The organism is Acinetobacter sp. YH12226 (assembly GCF_013417805.1).
Classification (GTDB): Bacteria; Pseudomonadota; Gammaproteobacteria; order Pseudomonadales; family Moraxellaceae; genus Acinetobacter.
In genome coordinates, this window is sequence record NZ_VPDG01000002.1 from 178,172 (window position 1) to 194,497 (window position 16,326).

The 16,326-nt window shown below is 44.1% G+C and carries 14 protein-coding genes and 1 pseudogene; 9 read left to right on the forward strand and 6 right to left on the reverse strand.

The window, feature by feature from the left end; genetic code table 11:
• Positions 1 to 49 precede the first annotated feature (49 nt).
• Together FTV08_RS03020 and FTV08_RS03025 are read right to left on the reverse strand one after the other, a co-directional pair.
• Positions 50 to 460, reverse strand: a pseudogene (locus FTV08_RS03020) (transposase family protein); the annotation flags it as partial.
• 37 nt (positions 461 to 497) lie between these two features.
• Positions 498 to 902, reverse strand: coding sequence for a transposase family protein (locus FTV08_RS03025; protein ID WP_180056209.1), 405 nt, complete (start codon positions 900 to 902; stop codon positions 498 to 500).
• 307 nt (positions 903 to 1,209) lie between these two features.
• Here FTV08_RS03025 and FTV08_RS03030 point away from each other — a divergent pair, with 307 nt between their 5' ends.
• The 4 genes from FTV08_RS03030 to FTV08_RS03045 all read left to right on the forward strand — a co-directional run bounded on the left by FTV08_RS03030 (position 1,210) and on the right by FTV08_RS03045 (position 4,766).
• Complete coding sequence (locus FTV08_RS03030; protein ID WP_180086624.1) at positions 1,210 to 1,779, forward strand: GNAT family N-acetyltransferase; 570 nt, start codon at positions 1,210 to 1,212, stop codon at positions 1,777 to 1,779.
• Positions 1,780 to 1,884: 105 nt separating this feature from the next.
• Entirely contained in the window at positions 1,885 to 3,093 is a 1,209-nt protein-coding gene (gene ubiH / locus FTV08_RS03035; RefSeq protein WP_180086626.1) for a 2-octaprenyl-6-methoxyphenyl hydroxylase, read from the forward strand.
• Entirely contained in the window at positions 3,090 to 4,337 is a 1,248-nt protein-coding gene (locus FTV08_RS03040) for an FAD-dependent monooxygenase (protein ID WP_180086628.1), read from the forward strand. Before ubiH ends, FTV08_RS03040 begins: the two co-directional genes overlap by 4 nt.
• Positions 4,338 to 4,511: 174 nt before the next feature.
• Positions 4,512 to 4,766, forward strand: coding sequence for a hypothetical protein (locus FTV08_RS03045; protein ID WP_004646359.1), 255 nt, complete (start codon positions 4,512 to 4,514; stop codon positions 4,764 to 4,766).
• 91 nt (positions 4,767 to 4,857) lie between these two features.
• Here the strand turns inward: FTV08_RS03045 and rsmI are convergent, their stop codons facing one another.
• Positions 4,858 to 5,700: a 16S rRNA (cytidine(1402)-2'-O)-methyltransferase gene (rsmI, locus tag FTV08_RS03050; RefSeq protein WP_180086629.1), complete on the reverse strand. Its 843-nt coding sequence runs from the start codon at positions 5,698 to 5,700 to the stop codon at positions 4,858 to 4,860.
• Between the two features lie 10 nt (positions 5,701 to 5,710).
• On the opposite strand from rsmI, the gene FTV08_RS03055 reads away from it, so the two are divergent.
• The 4 genes from FTV08_RS03055 to FTV08_RS03070 all read left to right on the forward strand — a co-directional run bounded on the left by FTV08_RS03055 (position 5,711) and on the right by FTV08_RS03070 (position 8,790).
• A complete protein-coding gene (locus FTV08_RS03055) occupies positions 5,711 to 6,670 on the forward strand; it encodes a penicillin-binding protein activator (RefSeq protein WP_180086631.1) in 960 nt (319 codons plus the stop codon).
• Positions 6,671 to 6,681: 11 nt separating this feature from the next.
• A complete protein-coding gene (locus FTV08_RS03060; protein WP_180086747.1) occupies positions 6,682 to 7,098 on the forward strand; it encodes a YraN family protein in 417 nt (138 codons plus the stop codon).
• Positions 7,099 to 7,229: 131 nt separating this feature from the next.
• Positions 7,230 to 7,916 carry a BON domain-containing protein gene (locus tag FTV08_RS03065; RefSeq protein ID WP_004279522.1) on the forward strand — a complete coding sequence of 229 codons (687 nt, stop codon included), beginning with the start codon at positions 7,230 to 7,232 and terminating at the stop codon, positions 7,914 to 7,916.
• On the forward strand, positions 7,906 to 8,790 hold the full coding sequence (locus FTV08_RS03070; protein ID WP_180086633.1) for an alpha/beta hydrolase: 885 nt from the start codon (positions 7,906 to 7,908) through the stop codon (positions 8,788 to 8,790). The genes FTV08_RS03065 and FTV08_RS03070 overlap by 11 nt, the downstream gene beginning before the upstream one ends.
• 95 nt (positions 8,791 to 8,885) lie before the next feature.
• Here the strand turns inward: FTV08_RS03070 and nudC are convergent, their stop codons facing one another.
• The 3 genes from nudC to dnaQ form a co-directional block, all read right to left on the reverse strand.
• Positions 8,886 to 9,662: an NAD(+) diphosphatase gene (gene nudC, locus FTV08_RS03075; protein ID WP_180086636.1), complete on the reverse strand. Its 777-nt coding sequence runs from the start codon at positions 9,660 to 9,662 to the stop codon at positions 8,886 to 8,888.
• Complete coding sequence (locus FTV08_RS03080) at positions 9,662 to 11,305, reverse strand: chemotaxis protein (RefSeq protein WP_180086638.1); 1,644 nt, start codon at positions 11,303 to 11,305, stop codon at positions 9,662 to 9,664. Before FTV08_RS03080 ends, nudC begins: the two co-directional genes overlap by 1 nt.
• 125 nt (positions 11,306 to 11,430) lie before the next feature.
• Positions 11,431 to 12,816, reverse strand: a complete 1,386-nt coding sequence (gene dnaQ, locus FTV08_RS03085; protein WP_180086640.1) for a DNA polymerase III subunit epsilon — start codon at positions 12,814 to 12,816, stop codon at positions 11,431 to 11,433.
• A gap of 207 nt (positions 12,817 to 13,023) precedes the next feature.
• Between dnaQ and FTV08_RS03090 the strand changes: the two genes are divergently transcribed.
• A complete protein-coding gene (locus tag FTV08_RS03090) occupies positions 13,024 to 16,317 on the forward strand; it encodes a LysM peptidoglycan-binding domain-containing protein (protein WP_180086643.1) in 3,294 nt (1,097 codons plus the stop codon).
• The last annotated feature ends 9 nt before the right edge of the window (positions 16,318 to 16,326 follow it).

A 16,326-nucleotide genomic window follows, 5' to 3' on the forward strand; every position in this document is an offset into this window, starting at 1 on the left:
ATTTATAAAACTCTCTCAAAATAAGAAAATAATAGTGATTAGACTTCCTTCATAAATCATTTTTTAACCAATTTAATTGTTTATCTTTCACCCAATCTAAATTGTATATGTCAGCAAGTAAATTAAACCGCAGGTTTAATCGTTTACGACGATTTCTATATACACAAGATAAAATCTTAAAACATTTCATCCTTCCAGATACATGCTCTACTTGAATTCGTCTACGACCAATCTCTTTATTTAACTTTTTTAATTCAGAATCTAGTTTTTCAGTTTTCTTTGCTTTAGATGGCATGAGGCATCCAAAACCCAATTTCTTTATCCCTAAATACCCCTTATCAACGATAAAAAAGGGCTTAAATTTTAATTTCCTCATGCTTTTTTTAAATATTTTAAAATCATGCATGCTTCCATGACTTCCACAGACACTCAGTATTTCACCTGTTGTATAGTGCATAGATAGCTGAAATTTAAAAGTATGTCGCTTTTTTTTACCGCTATACCATTTCTTCTGTTTTTTTTGGACGTTGAACTAATATTTCAGTTGCATCAATCACAACAACTTCCCAATCCACTTCATCTCGATTAGGAAGTTGTTTTGGCAAGTTAAATTTTCCAGAACGGATTAAGGTATCTTCAATAACACGTGTGATACGAATTGCACTCGTTTCAGATACACCGTAACTCATACCAAGATGGAAAAATGTTCGATATTCTCTCCAATATTCTATACATAAGAGCAAACGATCTTCCAACGGTAATTTATGCGGTCGTCCTTTACCAATATGATAAGGTAACTGCTTATTTAGCTCGGCCAACATGAGGTTAAATGTAGCCCAACTAACACCGGTAAGCCTACGAAACTTAACGTCTGATAATTTTTGAATATCTTTGAATTTCATCCAAGGATTATCCCTTGAATTAAATAATTTTGCTGATTACTTTAAGATCAAATAAATTGTACGTTTTTTGATTTATGACGGAAGTCTATTGTAAATGGGCCTTCTGCTCCTGACAGTGATTATCAGCTTATTTATAAATGGCTTGATTCACAATTTTATCATTCAGGATTTACCAGTAGCAATATATATTCAAAATTGTGCGAAGCGAGTAGATCGAGTTATACCAATTTGACTGGGTTTGCGATCGAATCGTATAAGTGCCAAATGAAATAATAACATTCCGTTTTTTAATGCCGAGTTGATAAAAGTGAGTATAAATATTTTAGTTGCTGAATTAAAGACAACTTGGTTGGAGTTAAGAGCATATAAAGTTGGAGATGAATTTTCATTATTCCAAGAGTATTGTGGCGACGTTGAAGCATCAAAATACTTACAACGACAGGTGCATACAACAGTCGGTCAAACTCAGCAGATGTTGCAGAAATGGGCGTTAAGCTATTGGCAGCAACCGATTAAAGGATTTTCATGGGTGATTGCTGAGCGAAAAAGTCATCTGGCAATCGGGTTACTAACGATTATTCAACAGCAAAATAACAGCCTTGAAATTCATTTCGGACTTGGTCCTCGATTTCAGGGGCAGGGCTATATGCTTGAGGCGATGAAAGCGGTGATTCAGTATTTTAGACAATATCTTACATTTAAATCACTAGATACTTTCTGTGATGCAGAACATATACAGGCACACCAAGTGCTTTTAAAGACAGGGTTTGAAATCGTTGAACGGATCAATGTCTATACTGTATTGCCGAAGTTGGGGACTGAAAAGCGCGATGTCTTGGTTTTTCAATATAGGCTGGATCATCATGGAGAAAACTAAATAAAACGAATCATTATAAAAATTTAAAGCCTTGAGGTAAGATAAAACCAGTATACGTTTTATGTAATTCGCCATAGATGCGAATAAACAGATAAGGAAGTAAGCATGCAACAAGAAGTCATCATTGTCGGTGGTGGTATGGTCGGCTTAAGCCTCGCATTGATGTTGGCGAAAATCAATATTGCAGTCAAACTGTTGGAAGCCATTAAATACCCAAATTATGATGATGAAAATCTTGCGCCATATCATTCCAGTTTTGATGCACGTAACAGTGCCTTGTCACGCCGTAGCGTGCAGATCTATCAGGAGCTTGGACTTTGGAATGCCTTGCAAGAACATGCTACCCCAATTCTGGAAGTGAATATTACCGAACAGGGCAGTTTTGGTAAGGCTCGACTGAAAGCCGAACAGGAAAAAGTCGAAAGCTTTGGTCAGGTCATTGAAAATGCCTGGCTCGGTCGTGTACTGCTGACCCAAGTCAAAAAAGAGCCATTGATTGAACTGATTGATGGTGTTCAAGTGACATCCCTTATCCAAGATACAGACTTTGCTTATATCGAAGCTCAGCGTGGTGAATCGTCACTAAAATTACAGTCCAAACTGGTTATTGCCGCCGATGGGCGGGATTCTTTCTGCCGTAAAGCCTTGGGTATTGGTGCGTCAGAACATGATTATGATCAGGTTGCGATTGTGACCACAGTACAGACTTCAAAGCCACATGCTCATGTGGGCTTTGAGCGTTTCAGCCATTTAGGGCCTTTGGCACTTTTACCACTACCGGGTGAGTATCGTCGTTCAGTGGTCTGGCCAGTGAAAAAAGGTACTGAAGGAGAATGGTTGGGGGATGAAAATGACCAGCATTTTCTGGATGCCTTGCAGGACACGTATGGCGATCGTGCCGGAAAATTCCAGAAAACCGGAAAACGGTTCAGTTTTCCCTTATCTCAAGTGTTAGCCGAAAAACAGGCTGTTGGCCGTGTCGTATTGATGGGCAATGCTGCCCATACGATTCATCCCGTCGCTGGTCAGGGTTTTAACCTGTGTATGCGTGATGCGCATGTATTGGTGCGTTACCTGAAAGAACAGCAGGTACAAGGCGCAGACTTGGGCGATGCTGGAATATTACAAGACTATGAAAAATCTCGTCTCAGTGACCAGCAGCGTGTGATCAAGTTCTGTGATTCAGTGGTACGTGGCTTTAGTAACCAGAATCCATTTTTAAAGCTGATGCGTAATACAGGTTTAATCGCTTTTGATACGATTCCTGGCATCAAGCCACTCGTTGCAAATTATGCCATGGGGTTAAAAGCATGAGCTTAAATCAAACTAACGAAATATTAGACGTCGTCGTTATTGGTGGTGGGCTGGTTGGTGGACTTACAGCGCTTCTGTTAGCTCAAGGTGGTGTGCAGCCTACAGTTCTGGATGCAGCGCCAATTCTGGATGCAGATAAAACTTTGCGTGTGGCCAATCCGCGTGTTTTGGCTTTAAGTCAGGCAACCATTCACCTGTTAAAAACGGTGGGTGTCTGGGAAAATTTAGTACGCCAGCAGCCTTATACTGGTATGCAGGTGTGGAATAAAAATGGCTATGGTGAAATTAATTTTGGCCAGTCTTCAGAAAAAACACCATCGGTAGAGCAGGCTTTAGGCTCGATGGTGGAGCCCAGCATTCTGAATCTGGCCATTCAGCAAAAGATGCTGGAAAATGTTCAAGATTATAGAACACAAGTCAAAGTCAGCCGTGTTGAACGTGGCGTCGGTGTGTGGATTATTCATCTGGAAGATGGTACTCAGCTCAAAACCAAACTGGTCATTGGTGCAGATGGTGCAAACTCCTTTGTACGTGAGCAAGCTTTCATCGATATTGATGTACTGGACTATAAACAGGCAGGCATCAGTTGTGCGATTAAAACGATTCAGCCTCATCAGTACATGGCGCGTCAGATTTTTCTCGAAACTGGTCCTCTGGCTTTTTTACCTATGGCCAGCCTTAATCCGGAAGAGCAGGGACATTGGCAATCAATTGTCTGGACCTTGCCAGAGGATTATGCCGAAGAATATGCAGCGTTGTCAGATGCTGAATTTACTCAACTCTTGACTCGTGAAAGCCAGCATATGTTGGGTGGAGTCTTAGAGGCGACACCACGTGCCACTTTCCCCTTAAAAGCCCGTGCTGCCCAACAGTATATTCAAGACGGTTTAGCCCTGATTGGAGATGCTGCACATGTAATTCATCCTTTAGCTGGACAAGGGGTGAATATTGGCTGTCTGGATGCTGCCGTGCTCTGTGATGTTTTGCTACATGATCAGGCGCGTGGCGTATGGGCACATGAGCAGACCCTGAAACGCTATGAGCATTGCCGTAAGGGCCAGAATGATGCCATGATGCACAGCATGTCTGCGATTGGTTGGATGGAAACCACATTATTCTTCCCGATGGTTTGGGCACGCAATTTCGGCCTGAAACAGGTAGAAAATCAGCCCATGTTGAAAGATGCATTTATCGCGCAAGCCAATGGTCTGGGTTTACTTAAAGACACACGCTACGCAGCTTAAGACAGAAATGTAAATTTTTTAAACAAACACCAATAAAGAGTAACGATTTTGTTTAAAAAAGATACGATTTTTTGATGTTTGGTACTAGGCGAAGGTCGAAGAGATTGCTAAATTTCACTTAATTCGATACCTGACTTGGAATACCAAGCGAGGGCCATTTTTGGGGAGATGCAAATGACAGACATGAATGATTATGATGACGATGTTGAAGATTCAATTGTTGACGATGATGAAGCAAAAGCCGCTGAAAAAGGCGCGGTCGATAGCACAGAGGTCGTCAGTGATACCGATCTTGTAGAAGCTGAAACCTTGACCGTCACTGCAAAGCTGAAAAAGCGTCAAGCACTTGAAGACGAGATTGCGGCTTTCCTTGCCAGTGGTGGTCGTATTGTTGAAGTGCCGGCAGATGAATCAGTAGCCAAAGAATAAGTTATTGATTAACTTGTTTCTTATAAAAAACACCACATTCAATGTGGTGTTTTTTTTTGCAAATCCAAACGTAATAGAAAATCTAAAGCAATTAGTCGTTTGCCGAAGTCAGTTCTAAAGCACGCTGATAAGCGACTTTCTTTTTGATTCCGGTTAAATCTGCCGCCAGTTGTGAAGCAGCTTTGACCGAAAGGTCCTGTAATAGGCGATTCAATAATTTATCCAGCTTTTCCTGATCCAGATCTTTTTCTTCGGTGGCACCGCCAATCACCAGAACAATTTCGCCTTTTTGCTGATTGTGATCATTGCTAATGAATTCCACCAATTCACCCAAGGTCATTTTCTTGATAGTTTCAAAAGTCTTGGTGATTTCTCGCGCAAAACCGACCGGGCGATCTGCTCCGAAAACGCTCGCCATATCTTTAACGGACTCCAGAATCCGGTGCGGTGCTTCATAGAAAATTAAAGTCTGGGTTTCATCTTTCAGTTTTTCCAGATTCAGCAGGCGCTGACTTTGTCTGGATGGCAGAAAACCTTCAAAGCTGAAGCGGTCACTCGGCAAGCCAACAGCACTTAAGGCAGCAATAGCCGCACAAGCACCAGGTACAGGAATCACGCAAATATTATGCGCTTGTGCAGCACGGACAAATTTAAAGCCAGGGTCGCTAATCAGGGGAGTGCCAGCATCACTGATCAGGGCCATATCTTCGCCATTCAGCAGGCGCTGGATCAGCTGATCAATCTTGTTGCTTTCATTATGCTCATGGCAAGCGGTCAGAGGTGTTTGAATATTAAAGTGTTTAAGCAATTGTGCTGAAGTTCGTGTATCCTCGGCAGCAATAAGACTCACCGACTTTAACACCTGAAGTGCACGATAACTCATATCATCTAAGTGCCCGATTGGAGTCGCAACAACAAATAACTGAGCACTCATAGGTTTCTCCATGTGGAATAAATTGAATAATAAAAAATGGAAGATTAAAAATAAAATATTGGGCTTGTGTTTAGTCAGCTACATCAGCAGCGTACAAGCAGAAGTGCTGATCATTCTACCCGAATCCGGGCCTTTGGCGCGAGCTGCATCGAGTATCAAACAGGGTTTTCTGAGTGCTTATGCTACTTCCGGGCAGAAAGTTCCATTAAAATGGGTCAATTCCAATCAGAAAAATATCTCCCAGCTACTGAAACAGCATGTCAATAAAAAGACCAAAATGGTGGTGGGTCCATTGGCACGTAGCGATGTGGAACAACTACTCAAGAGCAAACCTAAAGTACGTACCCTCAGCCTGAATGATGTAGCAGGGTCATCACCCCAAGTCTGGCAATTCAGCCTGTCCAAAAAAGAAGATGCCGCTGCCTTAAAAACCTTATTGCACAAAGATGGAATTCAACAGCTGCTGATTTTACGCCAGCCGGGCAGTGAAGCCGAGCATGAACTGTTGCTGATGTCATTGTTCAGTCAAAGTGATCTGAAATTCAAGATCGTGAACAAGGCCCCCATTTTTTTAATGCCAAAACAAGGGCTGTTATACCTCGGCAATGCAGAAGGGCTGGCTGCCATACCTGAATTAAGCCATAAATGGATGTATACCGTGGCCAATGCCATCAGCGAGCAGCATAGACCCCCGAAAGGGATCAAGTTCTGTGATGTTCCGGTACTTTATCTGGCTGACTGGCCAGATGTTGTACAGGCCTATGCTAAAGAACCGGTGGATATGTCCTATCAGCGGCTGATTGCCTTCGGGGGAGATGCCTGGCAGATTACCCAGCAGTACCTGTCACAACCGCATTTGCAGCATATTGAATTTCAGGGTAGAACTGGCCGGATTGAAATCACGGACCACAGTATTCAGCGTAGTCCACAATGTTTTCAGTATAGTGGCACAGGCGTCAAGCTACTATGAGCGAAAGAGGAATGCTACGACAGCAACTAGGTGCATGGGCGGAGCAGCAAGCGGCCCAATTGATGCAAAACCATGGATTTCAGTTCCTGGCAGCCAATTATCACAGTCGCTATGGCGAGCTGGATCTGATTCTGGTACGTGATCAGGAGCTGGTCTTTGTAGAAGTCAAAGCACGTGCACAAACTGGATACGCACAAGCGATCGAGTCTGTTTCCAGAGCGAAACAGGGCAAAATGCTCAAGACAGCCATGTGCTTTATTCAGAAAAATCCACAATTTGCACACTATTACTATCGTTTTGACGTGATTTGTTTTGATTTTAAACAGCAATTTGCAAAAACCCTACAGCATGACTTTTCGCTATACCCTTATGATCTGGCATGGATTGAAAATGCTTTTACTTTTGATCAAGAGTTTATTAACCTTTAAACAAAATAAGATCTAAAGATGCTTATATTTGCTTCAAGATCATTGTAAAGTTCAAGCAGAATTGCCATGATCTGAGCGTGGAAAAGATGATTAGATTGAAAAGACGTAATAAAATGAAGGAGTCTTGCTGAGTGGTTAAGCGTATTGCAATAACAATGCTGTGTGTCGCAAGTTTATCAGGTTGTGCCAGTTTTATTTCTAGCGGCACAGGTACGGCTCCTGTAGGAACTGAAAGTGGGGCGCGTACCTTGGGGCAGGTATTTATTGATTCCTCAATTGTCCGTACTGCAAAAATTAATCTTTATAAATTGGATTCGCGCTTTAAGCAGGCCCGGGTCAATATTGAAAGTTTTCATGGCAATGTCTTATTGACCGGTCAGGTGCCGGATGCCCATTTAAAGCAACTGGCTGAAGACAATGTCAAATCCATGAGTGATGTCAAAGCGGTACATAATTTTATTACTGTAGGCAATCAGATCAGCTATAGCACCATCATGCAGGATACTGCAGTGACTGCAAATACCCGTGGCTTGATCATGAAAGCGACTGTGGTGGCGGATAGCAAGGTGCATGTGCATACTGAAGATGGCGTATTGTATGTAATGGGGCGTTTAAATGGTGCCGAGATTGCTGACCTGAATCAGGTGCTACAACAGGTGGGTAATGTCACCAAAATTGTGACCTTGATCGATAATGTTGAGCAATATTCAAGTCTGGCTAACCAAAACTTTGCTGCACCGGCATATGCGCAGCCAGGTATTGAACAGACGCCGGTTGCCATTGATCCTGATACGGTTGAACCGACCTATGAACCATAAGGTCGGCCAGTTTAAAACCCAGCTCTCACAGCGTATTCTGCAGTTTCAGCAACATTATCAAGATTTTCGGTTATACGATTTTGGCAGTTATGCTTTAAATCGTTTGACCCCGAAACAGGGTTACACGGTCGAAACCCAATTGGCCTATGGCTTGAAATCCCGGCAACGCTTTGACCTGTTTCGGAGTCAGCAGCCTTTGCCACATCGCCCACTCATTGTTTTTGTACATGGCGGTGCTTGGCTGCATGGTGATAAAAAGGATTATCAGTTTATTGGTGAGGCCTTTGCTAAAGAAGGTTATGACGTGGTGGTAATGAATTACCACCTGGCGCCACAGCATATTTTTCCGACTTATATTCATGATCTGCATTTATTGCTGGAGCATTTGCAGCAGTCTGCCAAACAGTTAGATATCTGTGCTGAAAATCTGGTATTGATGGGACATTCGGCTGGGGCTTTTAATGTCATGTCTGCACTGTATCATCCGCAGTCAGCCAGTATTGATTATAGTCAAATTCGTGCGATGATTGGACTGGCTGGCCCTTATCATTTTGATTATAAGGATGATCCGATTTGTGCCGATGCTTTTGATCAGACTGTCCCTTATCAACAGGTAATGCCTTATTATTTTGTGAAAAATAGTTCAATCCGGCATTATCTGTTTATTGCAGAAAAGGACAATATCGTTGGCCATTTCAATAGTCAGGATCTGGATCGCGCATTGCGGGAAAAGGGCAATCACAGTCAGCTGATCAGTATCCCGAAACTTGGCCATATTAGCATTGTCGGTTCATTATCGAGTTTGTTTAGCCGCTATTTTCAGACCAAGTCACAGGTACTTTGGGCACTGGAAGATGCATTTAAAGGCAATTAGTTTCATCAGAATAAACTGAATTGCGATAAAAAAATCCAGCGAAGATGATTTGCTGGATTTTTTATATGTTGCTTGAATATGGACGTAATAGAGACTTAAAGCCAAGCTTTGGTATCGTCTGCAACCGTGCTGCCTTGAGTCACGTGCATAATCATGGCATGCGCAATACTGCCTTTGAATGGAATTTCAGGCAGTTGATCGAATTTGAAGAATTGCGCATCGCTAATTTCTTCTTCCTGCAGCTCGATTTCTCCCGCGGCATATTCAGCCTTGAAGGCAATCATCAGATTACTTGGAAATGGCCAGGGCTGGCTGGCCAGGTATTGAATATTTTTCAGATGCAAACCCACTTCTTCCAGGGTTTCACGACGTACAGCCTCTTCCAGAGTTTCTCCAACTTCAACAAAACCGGCAATCAGTCCATACATCTGACTGTTTTTATTGTGCGCATTTTTGGCCAGTAAAATCTCGTCTTCACCTTTGGTAATGACGGTAATGACGCAAGGCTGCACCCGTGGATATTGACGGTAGTGGCATGCTGGACAGACCATGGCATGTTCGCTTGGATGTGCTTCAGTGGCGGTACCGCAATGACTACAGAATTTGTGGTTACGACGCCATTCCAAAAGCTGTACTGCACGGCTGGCCTGTTCAAATTGCTGGGTATTCCAGAACTGTAACAGCTGGCGAATCGGAACCAGTTGCAAGCCTGCAGGAATAGGTTCATCGGGCAGAAGATCACGGGCAATCACCTGATCACCCGTGTGGAGTAGCAAATCACTTGCTAAGGCTTCAACCTGTGGAAGTTGAAAGTGTTGATCGACCAGCAGTTGCTGTTGTTGAAAAATATAAGCAAGTGATAATTTGGACATTAGGCAACTATTTTGAGTTTCTCACTACTGTCCAATGCTACCTGAAACATGGCCTGTAATACAGGCTGTTTGTTCTTTAAGTTATCAATCATCATGTCGGCACTGGCCAGGGTGTCTAAAGCACGGTGAATTTCTTCCGGACTTAATGCAATCGACAGATCAATACGGTTCTTGATGAATTCCGCAGTGGTGGTGAACGCAGTACGAACATGTTCTGCATTCAGGAACAGCATCGCGCCGCCAATCTCACAAAACTGTACCGGAACAGGTTCAAGGGTAGTCAAGTCATGATCTTGCAGGTAATTGCTGAGAATCTGGCTGGAAAGCTCAATTAGAGCCTTGGTTTCAGTGAGTAAAGCAGCGTGTGCTTCATCCAGACGGTCCAGAGAAATATTCATGTTGTTGACGCGCAGCTGCAAGCGGCTCGAAGTATGATGACGTTCCAGCACTCCAATCGAGTTCATGGCAGACAGAATCACATTCATCAACTGCTGGGCAAAGCTGGCATCCTGCATCATCTCCGGCTGGCTCAGTGAAGCGGCCTGACGAGTCAGGTCATGATAGGCTTCATTCAGGTTCAATACCTTGAAGATATTGGCCAAACTATTCAGTTGAGCCTGTAATTCCTGAGTCTTTTCAGGCGTCATATTCTGATAGTTGAACTCGATGTCATTACGAATCTGTGCCATTTCCGTGGTCACCAATTCGCTGATGGTATGCATAGTTTCAAAGTCTGGGCCATACAGATGGCGACTGAAGACCTGTAATTGTATATCGGTCAGCAGGTCATCGCCCACATTGAGCTGGCTACGGATAGATTGCGCAGTTTCATCTTCCTGACTGATACACAGGCTGAGCACATTGGCCAGATCAGCCAGCGAAGCCTTGAAGCTGTCTGCCGAGCTAAAATATTGTGCCATGTTACGTTCAATGCCCACCAGTGTGCGTAGACGTGGCTCATTAATCAGCAGGTGCTCAATATTGTTTAACGCAACATAGACCAGATTCCAGTACTGCTTGCTGTCATGTTGCTCTGCAAGTCCAGCCAGATAGGCGCCGACCAGTTTAATCGCCTGAAGATCAAGTTCGCTTTCTTGCTGATTAATCAGCTTGTTCAGTGACAGTTTATACAGGCGGTGTACATATTGGGATTTTTCCAGACTTGGTGCCTGTGGCAACGAAAAATCAGGGGTAACGCAATCCAATAAATCTTCTACATGCTGGCCTTCAGTCGTCAGTGGTTTACCCAAAGCAAGTTCCAGACGGTTTAGGGTGTCCAGCAAAAACTGTGGAATTTTTACTTCACGCAGACAGATAAATTCGATATAGCGTTTCAGCATGGTGGTGCCTTCACTCAAGGCGATCACTTCTTGAGTATTGACCTGCGCCGGATTCCCCATAATCTTGCGCATCAGTTCTGCTGAATATTGAGCGACTTTTGCCAGACTGGACATGTCGATGAGTGCCAGAACCTGGGCGCATTGTTCGAACTGATTTAATGCATCATCAATACCAAAAGGTAAAGTCTGGTCTTCTACCAAGGTGCTTACTGCTGATTCGACTAACTTGATCGAGTTATCAACCTCATTTTTTATTATCAGTAAAGCTGTTGGATCAAAATGTATAGAGGTTTGGTAAGACATGATCTGCACCTTTCCTGGAGTATTATCTATATATGAGCCCCGCTTTAAACTACGGGGCCTCTTTGTATTTACTATAACTGAAGAACAATAGTTTTAAACCTAAAGTATCCCTGGAAATGTAGATTTTATTTCGTGAAAAGGCAAGCAGTTCCATGTTTTTCTTCGAATTGTTTGACCCAATTCTCATGTTCTTGTAATTCCTGTGCTGAAGGCAGAATCACAGGCAATTCAATTTCAACTCTGGCCGTTCCTGAGCGGCTGTTTTGGTCTTCAGATTGAGACAGGGCATCGATATCAAAAGACACTTGTCCACCGGTCATCGCCAGATAAACATCGGACAGGATTTCCGCATCGAGCAAGGCACCGTGGAAGGTACGGTCGCGTTGTGGAATCTCGTAACGGCGCACCAAGGCATCCAGTGAATTTTTCTGCCCGGGATGTTTAGACTTGGCTAATGCCAGGGTATCAGTGACTTCACAAACCTCGGAGAGTGCTTTAAAACCTGCACGTTTGAATTCCATATCCAGGAAGTTCATATCGAAGGTCGCGTTATGCGCAATAATTTCCGCGCCGTGTAAATAGTCAAACAGCACTTGAGAAATTTCTTCAAACAGCGGTTTGTCTTGCAGGAATTCGTCGGTGATCCCGTGGACATTGACAGAATCGCCGACCGGTGTTTTCGGATTGATATAAATATGAATCGAGCTACCGGTCAGTTTACGATTAATCATTTCCAGCGCGCCGACTTCAATAATCCGGTCACCATCCTGATAATAAAAACCGGTGGTTTCAGTATCCAGAATCAGTTGTCGTGGGCCATGCAGCTGGAGCTTTGCTGGTGTAATGACAATTTGTGGATGTAGCTCAGTCGAGGTAGATGCTTCTAAAGATGAAGCATCTTTATTGCTGTCCGTTGCTAAAACTTCAGTCTGGGTAATTTCTTCAACAGTCACTTCGATGATTTCTTCCGGTAGATCTTCCAGCTCTTCTTCACTATCGGCCAGATCAAGACCAAATGGATCGTCTAGCAACCAGTCGGGTTCTGATTTTTTTTTATCTTCAGACATTGAAGGGCTTTGCTTGGATTTTTTCAGGGTTTCATCAGCACCCAGATTGGCCAACTGATCGGCCATTTCATTGCCCGGATGTCCAGCATGACCTTTGACCCAGTGCCATTCGATGTCACGTCCTTGACAGACTTCATCAAGTTTTTGCCACAGATCCGGATTTTTGACGTCTTTCCAGTTTTTCTTTTTCCAGCCGTGAATCCATTCGGTAATGCCTTGTTTGACATACTTGGAATCGGTATAGATCACCAGTTTGTCTTGCTTGTCACAGAACAGAATCCCTTCAATCGCAGCCGTCAGTTCCATACGGTTATTGGTGGTATGATCTTCACCGCCATAAATTTTGTGTTCTTGTTGGCCATTAACAATGTACGCACCCCAACCGCCTAAACCCGGGTTGCCGCGACAGGCGCCATCAACATAAAGTGTGATAGTGTGTGACATAGATTAAATCCGATCAAAATAGAACAAGCTGGAAGGCTTATTGTATAGCGCAAATGCAGTCGATCAATCTATATGTCCGGGATTTTTTAATTTCTTGTAACATTTAACGTGAAATCGCGGTAAATTATTGGCTTGAGTCTTCGACATGCTTCACTACAATGGCATATCTAAAAAATAAATTTATATACGAGTTGTTTGGATTTCTTTATGTATAAACCAACCGCAATTTTGTGGCAGCCGACATTACCTACATTTTTAAAATATTCTGTACTGGGAACTGCGCTTGCTTCTCTAGGACTGACGGGCTGTTCATCTACACAAAGTGCGACCCAAACAGCATCAAGCAAGCAGGTTGGATCACAATATTTGGATGCCAGCAGTCTGGATGGACTCGAAGATTTACTCTCTGCAACGGATATGCGTGCAGTCGAAGGTGACCGTTTACAGATTCTGAAACATGGTGATGTCTGGAAACGCATGACCGTGGGTTTCAAAATGGACCTAAGTGTCTGGAATCCGCGGATTGATGCGCAGCGTGGCTGGTTTATTTCACGTCAGCCTTATCTGGATCGCTTAAGCGCGCGTGCATCACGTTATTTATATTACACAGTAAAAGAAGCAGAACGCCGTGGCATGCCGACCGAGTTGGCACTGTTACCGATTATTGAAAGTTCTTATGACCCGGCTGCGACCAGTAGTGCAGCAGCGGCAGGTTTATGGCAGTTTATTCCAAGTACCGGTCGTATTTATGGTTTAAAGCAGACCTCATTATACGATGGTCGTCGTGATGTGGTGGAATCCACCCGTGCAGCCTATGAGTTTTTGGGCAGTCTGTATAACCAGTTTGGTTCTTGGGAATTGGCGCTCGCTTCCTATAATGCAGGCCCAGGCCGTATCCAGCAGGCGATTAACCGTAACAAAGCTGCAGGTCTGCCTACCGATTATTGGTCATTGAAATTGCCACAAGAAACTATGAGCTATGTGCCACGTTTTCTGGCAGTTGCACAGATTATTAAAAATCCAGGCAGTTATGGGGTGAGTTTGCCACCGATTGCCAACCGTCCGCATTTCCGTGAAGTGCCAGTGGGCGTTGCCAGTTTAAATGAAATTGCAGCCATCACTGGTCTAAGCCGTGCAGAACTGTATCAATTAAACCCGGGTCATCGTGGTGATCATATTGATCCTGCAAGTCCGCGCCGTATTCTGATTCCAGCTGACCTAAGTCCTTCAGTCGATGAGAAGCTGAAAAAATTATCCGGCTCAGGCGGTTTATGGGCGAGTAACACGAGCAGCCTGCCGCGAAATACGACGACAGTGGTGCCCACCAGAGCAGCACCGCCAGAATTAAATACCAAAACGATTACACCTTCTAAACAGACTCCGCCAGCGGTTGTTAGTAATCAGCCTGCAACGACTGTTGCTAAAACAACGACTCCGGCTAAAGCTGCAAGTACGCCACCTGTCGTCACAGCAGCGGTAAGTACCGCGACAACGGCAAATACTGTAACGCAGACTATGAAAAAGATTTCGACGCCTAAAGGCTCATCTGCATTGGCCAGTTTTGCGGCACAAAGTGATTTGCCGATTCCAAGTGCGCCGCGTATTCCGGTAGCTGTAACACCTGCAGCGCCAGCGAAACAGATTCAGGTCGAACCACCGATTTCTGCAGCTGAGCGTCAACAAGTTCAGCAGGCGGTCATCGCACAGGATATTCAGAAAACTGTAGATGAAATTCTGCAGCCTGTTGCAACACCGGCAGAACAGGCCGAAGTGGTTGAAGAGCTGAAAGCATTGGCGCCGGCTGGCACAGAAATTGTTGATCCTTATGACGGTAAAATCAAGCTGACTGCCATTCAAACCAGCCTGTCTGTGGCTGAGCAGCAAGGCAAAGAGCTCACCAAAGGCTTCTCTTATCCAAAAGAAGTTGCTGACAATACCACTGCGAACTCGGTTGAAGCCAAACTAAATCAGGGTAAAAATTACGTCAAGACCGATTCTGAAGTGGTGGTGGTCGCACCAAAAGGCAAACGCAGTACCTATAAGGTATTACCAGGTGATAATCTGGCAATGATTGCGGCCAAAAATGGGGTGAACTGGCGTGATGTAGCGAAATGGAACCAGATTGATCCAAATTCTCCGCTGTATGTGGGCACCACCATTTATCTGTATGATGCCAAACCAGTACAGGAAGCCAGCAAAGCCAAAGAAAAGCCGGAAACTTATGTCGTTCAGGCCAATGACTCTCTGACCAGCGTGGCGACCCAGTTTGGTTTCAGTGTAAAACAACTGGCTGATTTTAATGGCTTGAGCACCAATAGCGGTCTGTTTGTTGGGCAAAAGCTGTCATTAAAAGAAACAGGACAATCCAAAGCCAAAGTTGAAGACACGAAAAAAGCTGAAACCGCCAAGGTTCAGACCAAATCCTATACGGTGAAACGCGGTGAATATCTGAAACTGATTGCCGATCGTTACGGGTTTTCAAATGCTGAACTGGCTTCTTTGACTTCAGGTCTGACTGCTGGTAGCAGTCTGATGGTGGGACAGAAAATCAATGTACCACTTCAGGAAGTTGAAGGGCTAACAACATCTAACCAGAAAACTGAACAGAAGTTTGAAAATGTTAAAGTCGATCAGACTGCGACTGAAAACTATCAGGTCAAACGCGGTGAAACCCTGTATAGCATTGCCAGTCAAAGCAAGCTGAGTGTTTCTGAACTGGCTGCACTGAATGGGTTGTCTGCCAATAGTGGTTTACGTATAGGTCAGACCATCAAGATTCCAGCCCGCAGTCAAATCCCTGAAACCTATACGGTTCAATCGGGTGATACGCTGACCGGTATTGCCGCAAGATATAATTTGTCAATGGACCAGGTGGCGAGCCTGAATGGCATGTCACGTAATGCAGGTTTGCGAGTGGGGCAGCGTCTGAAACTGAGTGGTGACGTGACAGAACCGGTAAGTGAAGTGGTCGCGGAAACTGCGGTCAAGAATACAAAATCGGATTCGCATGTGGTGAAGTCAGGGGAAACCTTAAGCTCTATTGCACGTCAGTATCATTTACAACTGCAATATCTGGCAGATTTGAACGGCCTGAATACCAATAGCACAGTGCGTATTGGTCAGCGTTTAAAAATTGAGGGTGACTTTCCGGCAGATAAAAAAGTTGAAGGCGTGAAAGTGGCAGCTAAGCCTGTAGCTTCTAAGGCAACTGAATCCTATACGGTAAAATCCGGTGAATCCCTGAATGTAATTGCCAGCCGTTTAGGCATAAGCGTGACCGACCTGGCTCAGTTAAATAATCTGAGTCCACGCGCAGGATTGCGTGTCAGTCAAACGATCCAGATTCCAAAACTGGTGACGGATTATAAAGTCAAACGCGGTGATACCTTAATCGGTCTGGCTTCACGTTATGGTCTGAACAGCAATGAACTGGCGGAAATGAATGATCTCAAACCAAATACACAATTGCGTATTGGTGATGTGATTAAAGTGCCGAATTAATGAATGGAT

Coding starts and splice junctions, on each gene's coding strand:
- FTV08_RS03070 (WP_180086633.1), top strand. CDS start 7,906: ATGAACCATAAGGTCGGCCAGTTTAAAACCCAGCTCTCACAGCGTATT.
- FTV08_RS03060 (WP_180086747.1), top strand. CDS start 6,682: ATGCTACGACAGCAACTAGGTGCATGGGCGGAGCAGCAAGCGGCCCAA.
- FTV08_RS03080 (WP_180086638.1), bottom strand. CDS start 11,305: ATGTCTTACCAAACCTCTATACATTTTGATCCAACAGCTTTACTGATA.
- rsmI (WP_180086629.1), bottom strand. CDS start 5,700: ATGAGTGCTCAGTTATTTGTTGTTGCGACTCCAATCGGGCACTTAGAT.
- FTV08_RS03025 (WP_180056209.1), bottom strand. CDS start 902: ATGAAATTCAAAGATATTCAAAAATTATCAGACGTTAAGTTTCGTAGG.
- FTV08_RS03090 (WP_180086643.1), top strand. CDS start 13,024: ATGTATAAACCAACCGCAATTTTGTGGCAGCCGACATTACCTACATTT.
- FTV08_RS03045 (WP_004646359.1), top strand. CDS start 4,512: ATGACAGACATGAATGATTATGATGACGATGTTGAAGATTCAATTGTT.
- nudC (WP_180086636.1), bottom strand. CDS start 9,662: ATGTCCAAATTATCACTTGCTTATATTTTTCAACAACAGCAACTGCTG.
- FTV08_RS03040 (WP_180086628.1), top strand. CDS start 3,090: ATGAGCTTAAATCAAACTAACGAAATATTAGACGTCGTCGTTATTGGT.
- ubiH (WP_180086626.1), top strand. CDS start 1,885: ATGCAACAAGAAGTCATCATTGTCGGTGGTGGTATGGTCGGCTTAAGC.
- dnaQ (WP_180086640.1), bottom strand. CDS start 12,816: ATGTCACACACTATCACACTTTATGTTGATGGCGCCTGTCGCGGCAAC.
- FTV08_RS03055 (WP_180086631.1), top strand. CDS start 5,711: ATGTGGAATAAATTGAATAATAAAAAATGGAAGATTAAAAATAAAATA.